This window comes from Tenacibaculum xiamenense (genome assembly GCF_964513065.1).
GTDB classification, from domain to species: domain Bacteria; phylum Bacteroidota; class Bacteroidia; order Flavobacteriales; family Flavobacteriaceae; genus Polaribacter; species Polaribacter xiamenense.
On sequence record NZ_CAZEQU010000030.1, the window covers coordinates 90,475 to 109,376 of the forward strand.

The 18,902-nt window shown below is 33.3% G+C and carries 17 protein-coding genes; 4 read left to right on the forward strand and 13 right to left on the reverse strand.

All coding sequences use genetic code 11. The features are described 5' to 3' along the window. The first annotated feature begins 22 nt into the window (after nucleotides 1–22). The 3 genes from ACKTTV_RS10475 (at nucleotide 23) to ACKTTV_RS10485 (ending at nucleotide 3,678) form a co-directional block, all read left to right on the forward strand. A complete protein-coding gene (locus ACKTTV_RS10475; protein ID WP_408030794.1) occupies nucleotides 23–1,657 on the forward strand; it encodes a LodA/GoxA family CTQ-dependent oxidase in 1,635 nt (544 codons plus the stop codon). Beyond that, complete coding sequence (locus tag ACKTTV_RS10480; RefSeq protein ID WP_408030914.1) at nucleotides 1,642–2,520, forward strand: LodA/GoxA family CTQ-dependent oxidase; 879 nt, start codon at nucleotides 1,642–1,644, stop codon at nucleotides 2,518–2,520. The genes ACKTTV_RS10475 and ACKTTV_RS10480 overlap by 16 nt, the downstream gene beginning before the upstream one ends. Nucleotides 2,521–2,649: 129 nt before the next feature. Then, nucleotides 2,650–3,678 carry an NAD(P)/FAD-dependent oxidoreductase gene (locus ACKTTV_RS10485; RefSeq protein ID WP_408030795.1) on the forward strand — a complete coding sequence of 343 codons (1,029 nt, stop codon included), beginning with the start codon at nucleotides 2,650–2,652 and terminating at the stop codon, nucleotides 3,676–3,678. A 19-nt stretch (nucleotides 3,679–3,697) separates the two neighbouring features. Here ACKTTV_RS10485 and ACKTTV_RS10490 read toward each other — a convergent pair whose 3' ends face one another. After that, a complete protein-coding gene (locus ACKTTV_RS10490) occupies nucleotides 3,698–3,991 on the reverse strand; it encodes a thioredoxin family protein (RefSeq protein WP_408030796.1) in 294 nt (97 codons plus the stop codon). A gap of 84 nt (nucleotides 3,992–4,075) precedes the next feature. Further along, entirely contained in the window at nucleotides 4,076–5,299 is a 1,224-nt protein-coding gene (locus tag ACKTTV_RS10495) for a metallophosphoesterase (RefSeq protein WP_408030797.1), read from the reverse strand. Nucleotides 5,300–5,458: 159 nt separating this feature from the next. Between ACKTTV_RS10495 and polA the strand changes: the two genes are divergently transcribed. Further along, a complete protein-coding gene (polA, locus tag ACKTTV_RS10500) occupies nucleotides 5,459–8,287 on the forward strand; it encodes a DNA polymerase I (RefSeq protein ID WP_408030798.1) in 2,829 nt (942 codons plus the stop codon). A gap of 25 nt (nucleotides 8,288–8,312) precedes the next feature. Here polA and ACKTTV_RS10505 read toward each other — a convergent pair whose 3' ends face one another. The 11 genes from ACKTTV_RS10505 to ACKTTV_RS10555 all read right to left on the reverse strand — a co-directional run bounded on the left by ACKTTV_RS10505 (nucleotide 8,313) and on the right by ACKTTV_RS10555 (nucleotide 18,886). Next, on the reverse strand, nucleotides 8,313–8,885 hold the full coding sequence (locus tag ACKTTV_RS10505; RefSeq protein WP_408030799.1) for a uracil-DNA glycosylase family protein: 573 nt from the start codon (nucleotides 8,883–8,885) through the stop codon (nucleotides 8,313–8,315). Between the two features lie 338 nt (nucleotides 8,886–9,223). Further along, nucleotides 9,224–9,586 (reverse strand): Na(+)-translocating NADH-quinone reductase subunit F, encoded by a 363-nt coding sequence (locus tag ACKTTV_RS10510; RefSeq protein ID WP_408030800.1) that lies wholly within the window; start codon nucleotides 9,584–9,586, stop codon nucleotides 9,224–9,226. Then, a complete protein-coding gene (locus ACKTTV_RS10515) occupies nucleotides 9,586–10,944 on the reverse strand; it encodes a DEAD/DEAH box helicase (protein ID WP_408030801.1) in 1,359 nt (452 codons plus the stop codon). The genes ACKTTV_RS10510 and ACKTTV_RS10515 overlap by 1 nt, the downstream gene beginning before the upstream one ends. A 796-nt stretch (nucleotides 10,945–11,740) precedes the next feature. Further along, entirely contained in the window at nucleotides 11,741–12,124 is a 384-nt protein-coding gene (locus tag ACKTTV_RS10520) for a hypothetical protein (RefSeq protein WP_408030802.1), read from the reverse strand. Beyond that, nucleotides 12,121–12,330: a hypothetical protein gene (locus tag ACKTTV_RS10525; RefSeq protein WP_408030803.1), complete on the reverse strand. Its 210-nt coding sequence runs from the start codon at nucleotides 12,328–12,330 to the stop codon at nucleotides 12,121–12,123. Before ACKTTV_RS10525 ends, ACKTTV_RS10520 begins: the two co-directional genes overlap by 4 nt. A 436-nt stretch (nucleotides 12,331–12,766) precedes the next feature. Continuing rightward, nucleotides 12,767–14,074 carry an NADH:ubiquinone reductase (Na(+)-transporting) subunit F gene (nqrF, locus tag ACKTTV_RS10530; RefSeq protein ID WP_408030915.1) on the reverse strand — a complete coding sequence of 436 codons (1,308 nt, stop codon included), beginning with the start codon at nucleotides 14,072–14,074 and terminating at the stop codon, nucleotides 12,767–12,769. A 2-nt stretch (nucleotides 14,075–14,076) separates the two neighbouring features. Then, on the reverse strand, nucleotides 14,077–14,847 hold the full coding sequence (nqrE, locus tag ACKTTV_RS10535; protein ID WP_408030804.1) for an NADH:ubiquinone reductase (Na(+)-transporting) subunit E: 771 nt from the start codon (nucleotides 14,845–14,847) through the stop codon (nucleotides 14,077–14,079). A 69-nt stretch (nucleotides 14,848–14,916) separates the two neighbouring features. Then, entirely contained in the window at nucleotides 14,917–15,561 is a 645-nt protein-coding gene (locus ACKTTV_RS10540) for an NADH:ubiquinone reductase (Na(+)-transporting) subunit D (protein WP_408030805.1), read from the reverse strand. Between the two features lie 2 nt (nucleotides 15,562–15,563). Further along, nucleotides 15,564–16,304, reverse strand: coding sequence for a Na(+)-translocating NADH-quinone reductase subunit C (locus ACKTTV_RS10545; protein WP_408030806.1), 741 nt, complete (start codon nucleotides 16,302–16,304; stop codon nucleotides 15,564–15,566). Nucleotides 16,305–16,306: 2 nt separating this feature from the next. Further along, complete coding sequence (locus ACKTTV_RS10550) at nucleotides 16,307–17,530, reverse strand: NADH:ubiquinone reductase (Na(+)-transporting) subunit B (RefSeq protein WP_408030807.1); 1,224 nt, start codon at nucleotides 17,528–17,530, stop codon at nucleotides 16,307–16,309. Nucleotides 17,531–17,533: 3 nt separating this feature from the next. Beyond that, nucleotides 17,534–18,886, reverse strand: coding sequence for a Na(+)-translocating NADH-quinone reductase subunit A (locus tag ACKTTV_RS10555; protein WP_408030808.1), 1,353 nt, complete (start codon nucleotides 18,884–18,886; stop codon nucleotides 17,534–17,536). Nucleotides 18,887–18,902 lie beyond the last annotated feature (16 nt).

The window sequence follows — 18,902 nt, forward strand, 5'->3', positions numbered from 1 at the left end:
TAAACCTTAATATCCTAAAAAAATGAAACTTCGAATTTACCCCTCAATAGGGATTGCCCGTTTAGGTAATGGCCCTGCAACTAAAGAAGATGTTGTTTTTACTCCTGAAGTACCTTGGAATAATTTATTCGATGAAAATCTCGAATTTAGAACCAAATCTGGTGCTTTAAAAAAACAAGCACAACGTTTTTACATTTACGAATGTAATGACAACGGAATTCCTATCAAAAAGATTGACCCTGGGAAATGTGACAAAATTGAATGGACCGTTGAAGTTGCTAATAAAAAACCATTTTGGTATGACTTTAACAATAGTTTAGATCTCTCAGTTCAAACCGACAATCTAAATTTGAGCCCGAGATTCTTTGAAGATAAAATAGCACCAGGGATTGATGCTTTGCAAAGAAATCCTAATGTTCTTAATAAAAAGAAAAGCAATCCTAAAAGTGAAAACTTTAGAAAAGAATTAGTCAATAGCCCTGCTCCAGTGACCGTTTCATCAAGCGCCATTGAACAGCGTAAAGTTATTTCAGGAAAGTTTCCATTCCCTATCGAAGACCATGGAAAAGAAAGTTTGCTTGCAAAAGTGTTGGGAACAGATTCTAAAACAGTCAATTTAGGAACTGTTGAATACCATGATGGAACATTAATTTTTTATCCTGCAGATGGTATTTCAGCTTCTCTAAATCCTTCCGATTTAAATACCGACTTCGCTGACAACTCAAACTGGTACGATGATATTTGTGATGGTAGAGTTACAGCTAAAGTTACTATTGGATCTAAAACCTATGAGTTGAATGACGCTCAATCTTCAGCTTGGATTGCTACTGCTCCACCAGATTATGCTCCACAAATCCAGCCGCTATCTACTATGTACGATTTGGTTTGTGGAACTGTAAATAGAAGCTATCAAACAGATTTCAGTCTAATTTTCCCTGTATTATATCGTCTTTATAGAATGCAATGGGTTAATTTAAGTGATTTTTTATCTCCTTCATTTCGAGAAGTTATAGATCAGTTAACAACTGCTGAATTTGAAATGTTATATAGCAATTCTAATGAAGCTCTTCCTCTTAGAGAGAAAATATTTAATCTATTTAGAAATCCTATTTACGCTCCTGAAAACGAACCCATTATACCAAGTAAAACCAAAACAGACATCACTAATTTAGGCGCTGGAACACAAGCAATTAAATTTCCTTCATACCCAGGCGATGGAATTAACTACCCTGGAAGTCCTGCTCAATGGTTTGCTATTCCTCCGATACTATACAATGAATTAAAAAAATGGAGAGATGGTAATTTCACTAGCCTGGATGGAAATTATACCTCTATGGATGAACTTGGAAAATATTACCAAACTCAGTATGAAATTGCTGAAAAAGATCCAGCAAAAAGTGCACTTTTAAAAACTCGAGCTGCTTTAGAAACTCTTTACGGTGGCGGTTTTCATCCTGGAGTAGAACTAACATGGCCTATGAGACATGCCCAAATGTATAAAGAAAATACAATTATATTTGATGAAGTTACAGAAGGAAACTCTTTCTTTGGACTTAGAGAAATACGTTTATCATCTGCTAACAAAGAAGAACAAGAAGGATATTTTTACAAGGACTTTGGTTATGAAATAAACGCAATGACATTCGTAATTCTTTAGAAGATGATTCGCATTGGCTATGGAAAACTACCCCGGGCGATTTAACGAAATGGATGGGAATTCCTTGGCAATCTGACGCGGGAAGCTGTCAAAAAGTATTCTTAGATAGTCAATATCCAATTCCTGCTTGGTGGGCAGCAAATCTTCCTGTTGATATTTTAACAGAAGAAAGTTTAGTTGCCATGCGTAACAAAAATATTTCTCCAGAAACTATTCAATATTTATATGCCAACCGAGAAGCTTGGTTGTCTACAACAGACACAGGGTTTGTTGGCTACCATGCTGAAGGAGGATATTTGAATGGTTTAATAAACATGGTTTACAAATGGAAAGATATCGGCGTGGTAGCCGCAAGAAAATCCAATGTAAACGGAGTTCCTTCAACAGTTTATGTTGGTACAACAAGTGTTAATAAAAAAGACCTCACCTATGTTTCCTTAGGAGAAGAAATATCGAAAACCGTTGGCTCATCACCTCTACCTAACGTATTCTATTCCAATGTAAGAGATATGATATGGATACCTGCCGACAAAAAGATCATCCTAGCCTCTCCACCTAATAACAACCTAGATGTTTTCGTTAGTGATACCTTGGTCTTAAAAGTAAACGGAGAGATAATACTAGAGATTAATTTCCAATTAGACAGTGAAGGAAAACCTATTCCTCAAAAACCAGAAGACATTACAAGTTTACTAAAAAAGCACTTTAACTCTTTTGTTACTATAGAAATTAGCTATGTACTAAAGCAAAGTAAAACCGAATATGATGTAAAACAATCCTCGTCTGGATTTGGTTTATATTTTAATCCATTAAACTCAAGTGATCCTGTGGTACACAGCGACTCTGATTTAATTAATGCATAGATAAGTTTAGCTATACCGAAATCAACAATTATCTGATCTAAAAAGAAAGTAAAACTTTAAAGATCAAAGTAAAAAATGAAACACTGAATAAATAATTGTTGATTTTGGTATTTAATTGCTAGCAAATTAATGAAAACAGACGTTCTAATAATAGGCAAAGGAATCTCAGGACTCTTATTAAGTTTATTCCTAAAACAACATGACATCGACTCTATAATTGTCAATAAATCGAAGCCTTCAAATCCGATTTTAGCAGAAACGATACCACCTTCAACATTAGAGATTCTTTCTAAGTTTAATTTACTAAAAACGTTTGAAACGAACTCCAGCAAAACATATGGTTATGAATCGTTATGGAAGGGTAATTATACTGATCAGTTTTTTTTTACTGATTCACATTCAAGTTATAATTATGGTCTAAAAATCAATAAAACCTCCTTGCTTAAATCATTAGAAACCCAATTAAAAAATAGAATAATCAATGATGCCTATTTAAACAAAACAGAAACTAAAAATCATATTGTTCACTCAACTATTAATTCTATGAACAATGAAATTAACATTAAAAGTAACTTCGTTATAGACGCCACCGGTAGACAAAGAATTCTGTTGAAAAAGCTAGGTGTTAAAACAATACACCATGACTATTCAATTGCCTTTATCTGCTACTTACCAATATTTGGTCCCCGTTTAAAATATGGCTTTTTCACCGAGTCTTTTTCGGAAGGTTGGGGAACTGTTTCTGACCTAAATGAAACCACAAGAATTGTAACTTTATATACTTCAGAAAAAAATGCGGATATTCAACGTTTTCGTTCCTTTACTCATTGGCATGAATTACTTTCTAAAACTCAACTATTAAAGAAATGTTTACCTCAATCAGGAAACTTTAAAATTATTGGTAAGCAAGCAAACTCTTCAATTCCTGAATACCTTGTTGGTAAAAACTGGCTTGCCATAGGTGATGCTGCATTAGCATTTAGCCCAATCTCATCACATGGTATTTCAAATGCCATATATTGTGCTAAAAAAGCCTCAGAAGCAATTATAGATTATTCCAAAAACAAAGGGAAAAGTCTTAAAGACTATGAACTTGCTTTAAAAAATATTTTTAACGCATATAAGAAACATAAAAATACGTTCTTCGTTGAAGTATAAGTCAAAAAGAGATTATTCTCTAAAAATATTGTTGTACTAGACCTATAAGTGTATTAGCATCTTGTTCACCTGTCTGGCGCCACTTCATTTCCCCATTTTTATAAATCATAAAAGTAGGGTTACCTTTTACACGCAATGCTTCAGCTAAGATTTCATTTTTTCTAATGTCAATCTTAATAACCTTGGCCTTATCTCCTAGAGCAGCCGCTACATCTCTCAAGGTCTCTAAACTAGGTTCAGAGTCACTCCAATCCGCATAAAAGTCAATTAATACGGGTTTGTCGATGCTTATTATTTCGCCAAATTTTGTCATAAAAACAATATTTTTCTATAAACTGCTTAAAAATACGAATTTTTATTATTAATAATGTGATATCCCTAATAAAATCAGTTAATCTCACGCTTTTTTCAACTCTATCACTGAAATTTCAGGCCAAATTCCAACTCTACCAGGAAAAGCATGGTACCCAAAGCCTCTATTTACATTTATATATCTTCCAAATTCTTCATATAAACCAGCCCATTGTTTATACACATATTGAGAAGGGCTCCATCTGAAAAATCCTGGGATTTCAATTCCAAACTGAAGTCCATGCGTATGCCCACTTAAGGTAAGGTGATAATTAAATTCGTCATTTTTTACTTTGTATTCCCAATGACTTGGATCATGACTCATTAAAATTTTAAAATCTTCCTTTTTTACTCCTTCTGAAGCCTTTTTAAGATCACCCGCTTTGTTAAAACCTTTACCCCAGTTTTCAACACCAACCAAAGCTATCTTCTCTCCATCTTTTTCGATATACCTATTCTCATTTAATAATAAATCAAAACCTATTCTAGGATGAATGTTTTTTATCGCGTCGAAGTTAGCCTGTTTCTCCTCCTTATTTTTCCATTCAGAATAATCTCCGTAATCGTGGTTCCCTAAAATGGAAAACTTCCCCATAGGAGCTTTTAATTCAGAGAACACAGGAATCCAATCGTCCATTTCACTCGCAAAATTGTTTACAATATCTCCTGTAAAAAGTATGATATCTGAATTTTGCTTATTAATTAGATCAACGCCATACGCTATTTTCTCTTTATTATCGAAACTTCCCGAGTGAATATCGGTAATCTGAGTAATTTTAAATCCATCAAAAGCATCAGGTAAATCTTTAAAAGTTAACTGATATTTGATGACTTTATAATTGTATTTCCCTTTAAAAATACCATATAAAATACCAGCAAAAGGAAGTGAAGCTAAACCTAAAGCTAGTTGAGATACAAATTTTCTTCTCCCTCCTAAACTCTTCGTTTCACCAGAAGAAAAGTAGGAAATCCCTTTTTGCCCCCACCTTACAATGTCTTCTCCCAGCATGAAAATCAACATAATTAATTTAGGAAGTAAAACCAATAGCAGTAATCCAAAAGCCCATTGAAACTGTCTTGTTTGCCCTGAACTTCTATCAGAACTTAATATGACATAGAAGAAATTAATATAGGCTAGTGCTCCTAACAAAAGCCATCCATAGCGAATAATTTTACTTTTAACTAGCATTTTAATTGTTTGAAATGCGTATACTTCAAAAACAATAATTAATGCCGATATAACCAACAGCGCAAATAACCAACGAGGCATAATTTCGATTTAAATAACAGGTAAAGATACACTTATTAAAAAAAATCAATTTTTAACTTCTTGTTAAAGTTTTGTAATTTTACCTGCTGCGATCCTAATACATTATACTTGTAAACATGTATTTATAATTGCACTTAATTTAAAAGACTCTTTCAGAAAATGGCAAACAGAAAACGACTTTTTTTACTTGATGCATATGCTTTAATATTCAGAGGTTATTATGCTTTTATAAAAAACCCAAGAATTAATTCAAAAGGACTTGACACGTCTGCTATTTTAGGTTTTACAAACTCTTTGTTAGATGTTATAAAAAGGGAAAAACCTGATTATTTAGCTGTATGTTTTGATAAAGGAGGGAGTGTTGATAGAGTTGAAGTTTTTCCAGAATATAAAGCTAATAGGCTAGAAACTCCGGAAGCAATTAAAATAGCAGTTCCTTATATAGAAAAAATATTAGAAGCAATGAAAATTCCTGTTATTGTTAAGGAAGGATATGAGGCCGATGATATTATTGGAACTTTAGCTAAAAAAGCAGAACAAACAGGACTAGATACCTATATGGTAACTCCAGATAAGGATTATGCCCAATTAGTTTCAGAACATATTTTTATGTTTCGTCCGCCAAGAATGGGGAATGGATATGAAAAATGGGGTATTGAAGAGGTAAAAGCAAAGTTTGAAATAGAAAGACCCGAGCAAGTAATTGACTTCTTAGGTATGATGGGAGACTCTGTTGATAATATTCCTGGTTTACCTGGTGTTGGTGAAAAAACTGCGAAAAAATTCCTAGCTGCTTATGGTAGTATGGAAGGTTTGTTTGAACACACGCACGAGTTGAAGGGAAAAATGAAAGAGAAAGTTGAAGCTAATAAAGAGTTAGGTTTACTTTCTAAGAAACTGGCTACAATCATGTTAGATGTTCCTGTTGAGTTGGAGGAAGATAAACTTATTTTCGAGCAACCAGACATTCAAAAAACTATAGAAATTTTTGATGATTTGGAGTTCAGAAGAATGGCGGATAATTTTAAAAAGACTTTTGCTGTTTCGAATGGTGAATCTCAAACGGAAAATTCGCCTAAATCTTCTACCAAAACTAACCCGCAACAATTTGATTTATTTGCCACTCCAGGAAGCGGTAGTGCTCAATCAAACGATAATGAAAGTATTAATGGGTACAAAACTATTGATAATACCAATCATCTATACCAAGTTATTAATACTCCTTTAAGTAGAAAGTTATTACTTTCAAAACTATTGCAACAAACATCGGTTTGTTTCGATACGGAAACTACTGGATTAAAAGCTCTGGAAGTAGAGCTTATTGGAATTGCTTTTTCATGGGAGGTTGGGAAAGGTTATTATTTAGTGCTTCCAGAAAATCAAGAGGAAGTTCAAGAGATAATCAACGAATTTATACCATTCTTCGAAAACGAAAAGATCGAAAAAATAGGACATAATATAAAGTATGATATTAAAGTACTTTCAAACTATAACATAGTTGTAAAAGGAAACTTATTCGATACCATGATTGCTCATTATTTAATTAATCCTGACATGAGACATAACATGGATGTTTTAGCTGAAACCTATCTAAATTACCAACCTGTTTCCATAACGGAACTTATTGGTAAGAAAGGGAAGAATCAACTATCTATGAGAGATGTTGCTCTAGATAGACAAAGTGAATATGCCGTTGAAGATGCCGATATCACATATCAATTAAAAGAACATTTCACCAAAGAACTTGAAAGTGGAAATGTTACCAAGTTATTCAAAGATGTTGAAACTCCAATGGTATCTGTACTTACCGCTATGGAAATTGAGGGTATTAATTTAAATACTGATTTCTTAAAATCTCTTTCAGGAGATCTCTCAACTGACATTAAAGAATTGGAGCAACGCATTTACGAACAAGCCGGTGAAGAATTCAATATTGCTTCTCCTAAGCAGCTTGGTCCTATTCTTTTTGAAAAACTAAAATTAGTCGACAAGCCGAAAAAAACAAAAACAGGGCAATACTCTACAGCTGAAGATGTGTTATCATACTTAGCTAATGATCACCAAATTGTAGCCGATATACTTTTATACCGTCAGTATAAAAAATTACAAAGCACTTACGTTGATGCCCTACCGACTGAAGTAAACCCTAAAACGGGAAGGGTTCATACTGTGTATGCGCAAGCTGTAGCTGCTACAGGAAGATTAAGTTCTAATAACCCTAACTTACAAAACATTCCTATTAGAACGAAGCGAGGTCAAGAAATTAGAAAAGCTTTTGTTCCAAAGAATAGTGATTATGTTTTACTTGCAGCGGACTATAGCCAAATTGAATTAAGAATTATTGCGGCATTAAGCGAAGAGGAAACAATGATTGAAGCTTTTAAAAATGGAGAAGATATTCATGCTTCGACTGCTTCAAAGGTTTTTAAAGTATCAATTGACGAGGTAACGCGTGAACAAAGAAGTAATGCTAAAACGGTAAACTTCGGAATTATTTATGGTGTTTCTGCTTTTGGATTGAGTAATCAAACCAGTTTAGATAGAAAAGAAGCTAAAGCTCTTATTGAAGCTTATTATGAAACCTATCCTAAACTCAGAAATTTCATATCCAAACAAGTAGACTTTGCAAGAGAAAATGGATATGTTGAAACTGTATTAAACAGAAGGCGTTACTTAAAAGATATTAACTCTCGAAATGCTATTGTTCGTGGTGCTGCTGAAAGGAATGCGGTAAACGCTCCTATTCAAGGAAGTGCTGCAGATATTATTAAGTTAGCTATGATTAATATTCATAATCGATTTAATAAAGAGAATTTCAAATCGAAAATGCTATTACAAGTGCATGATGAATTGGTATTTGATGCGCACAAAGATGAATTAGAAATCATTAAACCGATTATTAAAGAAGAAATGGAAAATGCCTTTAAACTTTCTGTTCCACTTGATGTAGAAATGGGAATTGGGCAAAATTGGTTAGAGGCTCATTAAACTGACCTTTAACAAAATGAAATAATTAGTTTTCTAAGATGATTTGATGAACTCTTTTTTGTAAATCAGGAACAACATGTTCTTCAAACCATGGGTTTTTAGATAGCCAAAATCTATTTCTGGGCGAAGGATGTGGTAAAACAAAATGTTTGGGTAAGTACTCCTCATAGTGATTTACCGTTTCTGTCAGTGTTCTTTTTGCCTTATTTTTAAGGTAATAGTTTTGGGCATACATTCCAATGAGAAGTATTAACTCTAGGTCTGGCATTTTTTCAAGTAATGGTAAGTGCCATTGAGGCGCGCATTCCTTTCTTGGAGGTAAATCTCCTGATTTACCTTTACCAGGGTAGCAAAACCCCATGGGTACGATTCCGAAATTTGAAGTATCGTAAAAATCGTCATTAGAAACATTCAACCATTTTCTCAATTGTTTACCACTGGCATCATCCCATGGTATCCCAGATGCATGAACTTTTGTTCCAGGTGCCTGACCGACAATTAATATTTTAGATTTTTCGCTCGCAAAAACAACTGGTCTAGGATCAATATGTTCAATACAGATCTTACACTTCCTAATTTCTGCTAGAAGTTTTTTCATAAAATAAAGCTAATAAAAAAACACTCGCCTTTTCTTAAAAACGAGTGTTTTTCTTCAAAATCTTTTATTTGATATTTTAGTGATTGATTGCGTATCCCGCGCCTTTACCAAATTCAGCTAAAATTAATGATACATTTTTGAAAAGATTCTGAATCCCCTTAAGTAGTTTTTTTCCCATCTTATTTATATTAAAATTCCCAATTACAAATTTAGCACATAAAGCACTGAAAATCACTATGTTTTGTGCTGTTTTGTATTTTCGGAAGGGAATTCTATATAAATGGTATTAATTAGACTATAAAAAAGCTTAAAAATAGAACAACTGGTCTAAAAAAAGCTTACAAAACCTCTGTAAAGCCTTCAAAAGCAAGATAATAAGGCTTGTTTTTAAACACAGGAAGCTCTGTACTTTCTGCATTTGCTATTCCAATTCCAGCAAACCAAACCTTAGCATTTTGTTTTTTTGCATGTTCTTTAAAGGTTTCCATCCATAAAACATCGTACTCTTGAGGTGTTTGGATATTACCCGTAACTTTTACTAAAACGAAAATTGTAGGCTCTCCTTTTTTAAACAACACAAATTGCGGATGTTTCTTTAAAGTACTATTAACTGCAACAAACTCATACCCCATTTTTTGTAGCTCTTTCCCAGCTATATTCATCCCTAAATTATGCAGTTCTTGTTCGGTAAGCACTTCCATTATTTTCGCTTCTTATTACGTTTATTAAAGTTTTTGTCTCCTCTAGTTTTTGGCTTTTTATATTTTTTCGTAATCTCTCTACGATATGAACCTCCTAGATTTACCTTTTTATTTTTAGCTTTTTTCTCATGAAAAGCCTCTCCTGGTACATATTCTTGTGAAGTTCTATTTGCAGATTGTTGCCTATCTTCTTTTGGTCTTTCTTCCTCTGTTAATTGCTTTGAAATCTCAACTCTCTCAGGAATGTCAACCATGGGTATTTCAAAATTCATCAATTCTTCAATACTCTTCTTAGCTTCTTGCTCTTTTTCAGTTGCAAATAGGATTGATTTTCCTTTTTTCTCTGCCCTACCCGTTCTACCAATTCTATGCATGTAATTTTCTGGGTACTGCGTAGGGTTAAAATTGACAACATGTGAAATTTCATGCAAATCTAAACCTCTTGCGATAACATCAGTCGCAATTAAAATTCTATGATTTCCATTGTTGAATTCCTCAATCGATCGTAAACGATAGTTTTGGGTTTTATTCGAGTGAATTACACATACTTGGCCTGGAAACTCCTCTTCTATTAGATTAAAAATCCTATCAGCATTTCTTTTATTTGGAGCGAACACCAATACTTTACTAAACTCAGATTTGTCAAATAATAAATCATTCAACAAGTTCATCTTCGTATAAAAGTTCGGCACATTATAAGCAGTTTGATCGATATTCTCAAGAGGAGTACCGCTAACTGCAATTGCAATCTTTTTAGGCGCTATAAAATAATCATCAATCAAAGCCTCTACATCTGCTGTCATCGTAGCGGAAAACATAATGTTTTGCCTTCTCTGAGGTAATAAATCGAAAATATTCAGTAATTGGAATCGAAACCCTAAATCAAGCATCACATCGACTTCATCAATAACCAACTTTTGTATCGATTTTAACTTAAGAACATTACTTAATGCTAAATCATACAAACGTCCAGGTGTTGCCACTAAAACATCAGAACCCTGTGCTACTGCTTCTTTATGTCGATTTAAATTTACACCTCCATAAACTCCAATAACACGTAGCGTGATATACTTTGCTAATTTTTCGATCTCATCAACAACTTGAACAACCAATTCTCTTGTTGGCACTAAAATTAAAACTCTAGGATGTTGTTGTTTAGAGAATTTTAAATCTCTTAAAATAGGTAAAAGATAAGCAAATGTTTTACCTGTACCTGTTTGTGCAATTCCGACCATATCCTTCCCAGAACGTACCACTGGAAACGCCTGTTGTTGGATTGGTGTTGGATTTACCAATTCGAGCTCTTCTATTGCATTACGCAATGGATTCGATAAATCTAAATCTTGAAAAGAAACCATTCAATCTAAAATTTGCACAAAGGTACGGTTTCTATTTTTTAGAAAGATAAAGTTTCTTTCTTATGATCTTAGTTTAAATTTCTTATTTATAATTCCTACATACAAAAATGTAATCCGACAGTGATAACATTTATATTTTTTACTCGAAACTATGAGTCGTTGCAGCATTGATCTCTTTTCCCTTCTGACTTGTTGAAATTGGCAATTTGGACAATTCATATTTATTAGTTTTTACCCCCACTAAACTATTATCCTTATTTATTCGAAGAAACTCTAATATTGATTCCTCAAAACAATTAAGGTTTAAATACTTTGACCTATTTATTAGTTTGGCTTAATATTTCACTTAACACCAATATACCTTTTATAAGGTTACCAAAAAGTTTTCAAATTGTTATGTTTATGTTACGTAGATAAAACAGAAAATAAGATAAAATTGCCTAATTCAAGACTTTAATTCGAAACAATTAGCCCCCTTATGATATAAATCAAAAAGCGCAAAACCAAGGTTGTGCGCTTTTTATATTGTCAATATATTTAAATAATAAAAACTAAATAAATATTTTATCAATTACTCTTACTCTCTTTTTTATGTTGAACAACATAAGCATAGATATAATATAAACCTAAGCAGAAAAATAGAGTTGCCAAATGTAGCTCTTTCATTAAGTTTTTTCCTTCAAAAACATTAACCCAATTAACTTTTTGATATAAAAAACCAGATATTAACCCCATTATAATGGATATAATTAAAAGGATTTTTTTAGGTATTGCAAACATAATATTTTATTTAAATTTAACAATTATCTGCTATTCCATACCCTGCATTTACAACTAATAAATACGCAACTCCACAAGCTACAATAGATATACAAGACCCTACACTTGCAATTGCAGCAGTCATCGCTACTACGGCTAAGGCACATCTCCAAGCACTTCTGGATTGAAGTTCAAAATTACCTTTAAATAAATCAGGATTTTGATAATTTACACTTTTTATCCCATTTATAAAAGCATTATGTTTAGAAAATTCGTCATTCGATAGTTTCATTTTTAAAACTTTATTTTCATAATTATTAATGGCTTTGTCTATACCGACTTCTTTTAAATCATTAGTAAATGTATTAGTTAAATCAATTTGAGATTTACTCATGAATCCTTTTTCTAAACTTATCTTCATAATCTCGTCATAATCAAAGTTGTCATTAAAATTGATATTTCTGATAAGCTCATCTGGAAGTTAAAATCTGTGTTCATTTCTCTATTGACTTCCTTAATAACAGCGCTAAATTTATCATAACCTGAAAATTTACCTGACGCTTTCTCCATCAAATTATTGTATAAATCGTTATTATTCAATTTGACCTCCTTAAATTTATTAAACATTTCATAATTAAACTTTTGACTGACTCCTAAAAGGTCAGTATCATATTGTTCACATGAAACAAATAAGATCAAAAAAGATAAAAATAAAGACAATTGCGGTTTTCTTAAAATACTTAAATTCATAAACTAATTTTTTTATTGTTAATAGTATATAAATTTAAAAACTTAAAAATTAAAATCGGTAAGTCATTGACTTACTGATAGTAAGCCACTAACTTGCTTTTTTGTTATTTAGATATATATTTTGTTTTAAAAAAAACACAACAGACTGTATTAGGCAAAATTAAAACACATTGTTTGGAAATATAACAAATTGAGTATTTTTAGATTTTACGTTTTCTTGCGCTTTTGTATAAAAAAATACAATTTGTATGAAGCAAAAAAACCGATGCATTTTGCAATGCATCGGTTTTTAATATTATAAATTGGTAAGATTTTATCCTCCGAAATCGTCGAAACGAATATTTTCATCTGGAATACCAAAATCTTCTCCCATTTTTTGAACGGCTTTATTCATTAATGGTGGTCCACAGAAGTAAAGCTCAATATCTTCAGGAGCGTCATGTTTGCTTAAGTATTGCTCGATAACACAGTTATGAACAAACCCTACAAATCCATCTCCTTCTGCATCAATGTTTTCTTTTACTTTCCAGTTATCTTCCTCTAACGGTTCAGATAATGCGATGTGGAATTTAAAGTTAGGGAATTCCTTCTCTAATGCCCAGAAGTGCTCTAAGTAGAATAACTCACGTTTAGAACGACCTCCGTACCAATAAGAAACTTTTCTCCCTGTTCTTAATGTTTTGAATAAGTGGTATAAATGAGAACGCATTGGTGCCATTCCTGCTCCTCCACCTACGTATAACATTTCTGCTTCAGATTCATTGATAAAGAACTCTCCATAAGGTCCAGAGATTGTTACCTTATCACCTTTCTTACGCGAGAATACATATGAAGAAGCGATCCCTGGATTTACATCCATCCATCCGTTTTTAGCTCTATCCCATGGTGGAGTAGCAATACGAACATTTAACATGATTTCTCTTCCTTCTGCTGGGTAAGAAGCCATAGAGTAAGCTCTTTCTACTAACTCATCATTCTTCATTACTAATGGCCATAATCCGAACTTATCCCATTCCATTTGGAATTTATCCGGAGTCTCGTGCTCTTCAGGGTGTGCTGTAATATCCATATCTGCGAATTTTACTTCACATTTAGGAATTTCAATTTGAATATACCCTCCAGCTTTATAGTTCATGTCCTCTGGGATTTCAACTACAAACTCTTTAATGAAAGAAGCTACATTGTAGTTACGTACAACAACTGCTTCCCACTTCTTAATTCCAAAAATCTCTTCTGGGATAGAGATTTCCATATCTTGTTTTACTTTTACCTGACAAGCTAAACGAGCACCATGTTGTAACTCTTTTCTTGTAAAGTGTGGTGTTTCTGTTGGTAAAGCTTCACCTCCACCAGTATGAACGTGACACTCACACTGAATACAAGATCCACCACCACCACATGCAGATGGTAAAAATATTTTTTCGTTTCCTAAAGTTGATAACAATGTTCCTCCTGAAGCTACTTCAATAGTTTTATCACCATTTACCGTAATCTTCACAGGACCAGACGGTGCCAACTTTTGCTTTACAAATAATAATAAAGCTACTAATAACAATGTTAATACTAAGAATGCTATAACTGTAATTAGTACTGTTCCTCCTGTACTTGCTGCTAATGCTATCATTATTCTGTTATTTCTTTTGTATTATTAGCTAATTCTTTCGACGCTGCTTTAGCCTCTTCCTCTTTATCAACTGCCTTTACTTCCACTACATCTTCTTTTACAGTTTCAATAACTTCAGTAGCTGCACTTTCTTCTTTCTTACCAGCGTCATCTCCTCCAGTAAGCATTCCTCCAAAACTCATAAAACCAATAGCCATTAAACCAGTGGTAATAAAGGTTATTCCTAAACCTCTTAATGCAGGAGGTACTTGTGAATAACGGATTTTCTCACGAATAGCAGCAATTGCTAAAATCGCCAAGAACCAACCGATACCGGAACCAATACCATACACTAATGAAAGCCCTAAAGTTGGAATTTCACGAGACTGCATAAATAATGATCCTCCTAAAATCGCACAGTTTACTGCGATTAGCGGTAAGAAAATACCTAAAGAGTTATATAAGGCAGGTGCAAATTTTTCAACTATAATTTCTACTAATTGTACCATAGTTGCAATAGTTGCAATGAACATGATAAATGATAAGAAACTTAAGTCATAATCAGCATATTCTGATCCTAACCAAACCAACGCTCCAGGTTTTAATATATATTGATCTAACAACCAGTTTACCGGTACAGTTACAGCTAATACGAAAATTACTGCAGCTCCTAAACCAACAGCCGTAGATACTTTTTTAGATACAGCAAGGTAAGAACACATCCCTAAGAAGGTTGCGAATACCATGTTATCTATGAATATCGACTTGAAAAATAATTCTAAATGTTCCATATTTCTTCAGTTATCAGTGGTCAGTTATCAATGATCATTGTTTATTGATAATTGAAACACTGTTATTGATTAATCTTCAATTAATGCTTTGTTTCTACTACGTTGTATCCAAATTATAATTCCAACTACAATTAATGCCATTGGAGAAAGTAACATGAATCCATTGTTCTCGTATCCTAAAGCATACAATCCAGTTTTTTCAATTGGATCACCTAATACTTTAAATCCTAATAACGTACCAGAACCTAATAATTCTCTAAAGAATCCTACAATAATTAATATTACTGCGTATCCTAAAGCATTTCCTATACCATCTAAAAACGATTTCCAAGGTCCGTTTCCTAAAGCAAATGCCTCAAAACGTCCCATAATAATACAGTTTGTAATAATTAACCCTACGAATACCGATAGTGTTTTACTTAACTCGTACGCAAAAGCTTTTAGCACTTGATCAACGATAATTACTAAAGCTGCTACAACGATTAACTGTACAATAATTCTAATTTTAGAAGGAATGATATTTCTCATTAAAGAAATAACAACATTTCCTACTCCAAGTACAAACAATACAGAAATAGACATTACGATTGACGCCTTTAATTCTGCAGTAATTGCCAAAGCAGAACATATACCTAATACCTGAATTGTAATTGGGTTGTTATCCGCTAATGGATCTTTTATTAACGCTATATCTTTTTTTGATAATAATCCCATAACTATTTTAATGTTTTAAAGTAAGGTACATATAATGCTAACTCTGATTTAATCATTGCAGCTACACCGTCACCAGTAATTGTTGCTCCAGCAATTGCATCAACCTCATTATCATTTTTATCTTCATTCTTAGGATCAGCATTCGATTTAGAAACAGTGATTCCTTTAAATACACCATTACTCATTAAATCTTCACCTGTAAAATCATCCATAAAGAAACGTTGCTTGATGTTTGCTCCTAAACCTGGAGTTTCACCTTTGTGATCAAAGAATACTCCTTGAACCACCATGTTTTTATCCATGGCAACATATCCCCAAATAGCATCCCAAAGACCTTTACCTCTAATTGGAGCTATATAAAAAGTTTTACCTTCTTTTTCTCCAATAAACAACGGTAATCTTCTTGTTTTACCATCTTTAGCATTTGCTTGCTCTTTTTTAACGTCAATTAAATAAGCTTCATTGCTTTCTTTAACATCAGCCCCTTCAATAACAAGTTGCCTTTTAATATATTTTGAAAACTCGCCTCCAACTTTATCTTTTGAAATAAAAACTGCACTAGTTTCATCATTTTCATTTACCCCCATAGCATACAAAATATTCTGCTGCTTTTCAATCTCTCTGTTTTTTTGAATCATTGGGCTAAGAGACGATGCTGTAAAAGCTAATAACGCCCCTACTACTAATACCATACCTATGGCAAATATTAGCGTATATCCATTACTATCTGTCTTTTTACTCATAATTAGGCAGTTTTAGCTTTTAAACGTTTTAATCTTTTCTTCACATTTCCTTGAACCACGTAGTGATCAATTGTTGGAGCGAAAACATTCATTAACAAGATTGCTAACATTACTCCTTCTGGATATGCAGGGTTGAATACTCTAATCATAATTGAGATAAATCCAATTAAGAATCCATATATCCATTTCCCTTTGGTAGTTTGAGCAGCTGTTACTGGATCAGTAGCCATGTAAACTGCACCAAAAGCAAAACCTCCAATCATTAAGTGTTTCCAGAAATCCAAACTCATTAATCCGTAGAACTTACTAGTTTCAGTAATCCATCCCATATCTACCACTTGGTTGAAGATGAATCCCATTACTAAAGCTCCAATTACAGATGAAAGCATAATTCTCCAGCTACCGATTTTGGCAAAGATTAAGAATAATGCTCCTAATAAAATTAACAAGGTAGAAGTTTCTCCTACTGAACCTGGAATAAATCCAAAGAACATATCAGAAACTGAATAATTTAAAGGTTGAGATTGGGCTAGACTTCCTAAGATAGTTTCTCCAGAAATTGCGTCAGGTATTCCATCTTGACCTAACATACCAACACGAGGATCTGCTCCATGTACCCATACTTTATCTCCTGACATCCATGTTGGATATGCAAAGAATAAGAAAGCACGGATAGTCAATGCTGGGTTTAAGATATTCATTCCTGTTCCTCCAAAAACCTCTTTACCTATTACTACTCCAAATGCAACTGCAACTGCAAGCATCCAAAGTGGTAAATCAACAGGAACAATTAAAGGCACTAACATTCCAGTTACTAAGTAACCTTCTTCAATTTCATGACCTTTAATGATACAAAATACAAATTCTATAGCTAAACCAACAACATACGATACTATTACCAATGGTAAAATTTTCACTAGTCCAACTAAAAAATTATCAAGATTCCAGAAATCTCCACTAAAGAAAGACATTCCTTCTGTAAATCCGTTAATTGCTGCATTATGTTGATAACCTGCATTAAACATACCGAATATTAAACATGGTACTAAGGCCATGATTACAGTATTCATTGTACGTTTTAGGTCATCTGCCGATTTTATATGAGTACCACCGTGAGTCGTCTCATTTGGCATATATAAGAATGTATGGAAACCATTAAATAGCGGAGCCATTTTAGTTCCTTCATACTTCTGTTTTAAATTATCTAATTTTTGTTTTAAGCTCATGTCTTATCCTAATTCTGCTCTCATTAAATCTAATCCTTCACGAATGATTTTTTGATGAGGCTGTTTTGAAACACAAATAAATTCGGTTAATGCAAAATCTTCTGGGGCAATTTCGTAAGCTCCAAGACCTTCCATTTCATCAAGGTCTTTATACATACATGCCTTTAATAATTGCATTGGATATATATCTAAAGGAAATACCTCTTCATATGATCCAGTAACTACGAACGCTCTATGTTCACCATTCGTATTAGTATTCAAATCATACTTTTTCTTAGGGTTTAACCAAGAGAATGTTAAGGCTCTAGTTGTTGAAACCTTGTTAAACACAGGCTTATTCCAACCAAAAAGTTCATAATCATTACCTTCAGGAATGGCTGTAAACTGATTGTCATAGTATCCTAAGAAACCATCTTCTGCTACCTGAGTTCCCGATAAAACATTTCCGCTTATAACACGACTGTTGTCTGAATCTAAATTACCCTTTACTACATCACTAACTTGTGCTCCTGCAATGGCTGTAACATACTGAGGTTTCTCAAATTTAGAACCCGCTAAAGCAACTGTTCTTGTAATATTGAAGTTTCCAGTTAATAACAACTCTCCAATAACCACTAAGTCCTGCGGAGTAACAACCCATACAACCTCTCCTTTATTAATAGGATCGATATGTGCAATTTGAGTACTTACATTACCAATTGGATGTGGTCCAGAAACCTTGTGTAATTCAACTCCTTTCACATTGTTAAATGGCGATAAATTTGAGCTTTTAGCTACAGAAACATGAACTTTACCAGATGTTAACTTTGTTAACGCCGTTAAAGCTGCTTGTAACTCAGCCTCTTTTCCTTTCAACGCGTAATCGTAATCAGCTGCTAGAGGTGCACTTGCATAAGCAGAAACAAAAATTGCTTTTGGTTCTTGATTTGGATTGGCTACCACATCATAAGGACGTTGTTTGATAAATGGCCAACATCCAGAAGCAAAAAGGTGATTTTTCACCTCTTCTCCTGACATTGTATCAACGTCTTTTTTACCAAAATCTTTGTATTCCTGCTTTCCATCAGCAGTGATTTTAATTGCTAAAACTTTTCTTCTTGCTCCACGAACGATTTCAGAAACTTTTCCGCTTACAGGACTAGGAAATAACATACGCTCATCACTTTTGTTATAAAAAAGTGCTTCTCCAGCTTTTACTTCAGTACCTTCTTTTGCTAAAATTTTTGGAATTACGCCGTGAAAATCATCTGGTCTAATTGCAAAAACACTACCTAAAGGAAGTTCGGTAGTTACTTGTTCTGCTTCACCAACAAGCCTGATATCCAGACCCTTTTTAATACGGATGTCTTTTGACATAGTAACAGATTAATTT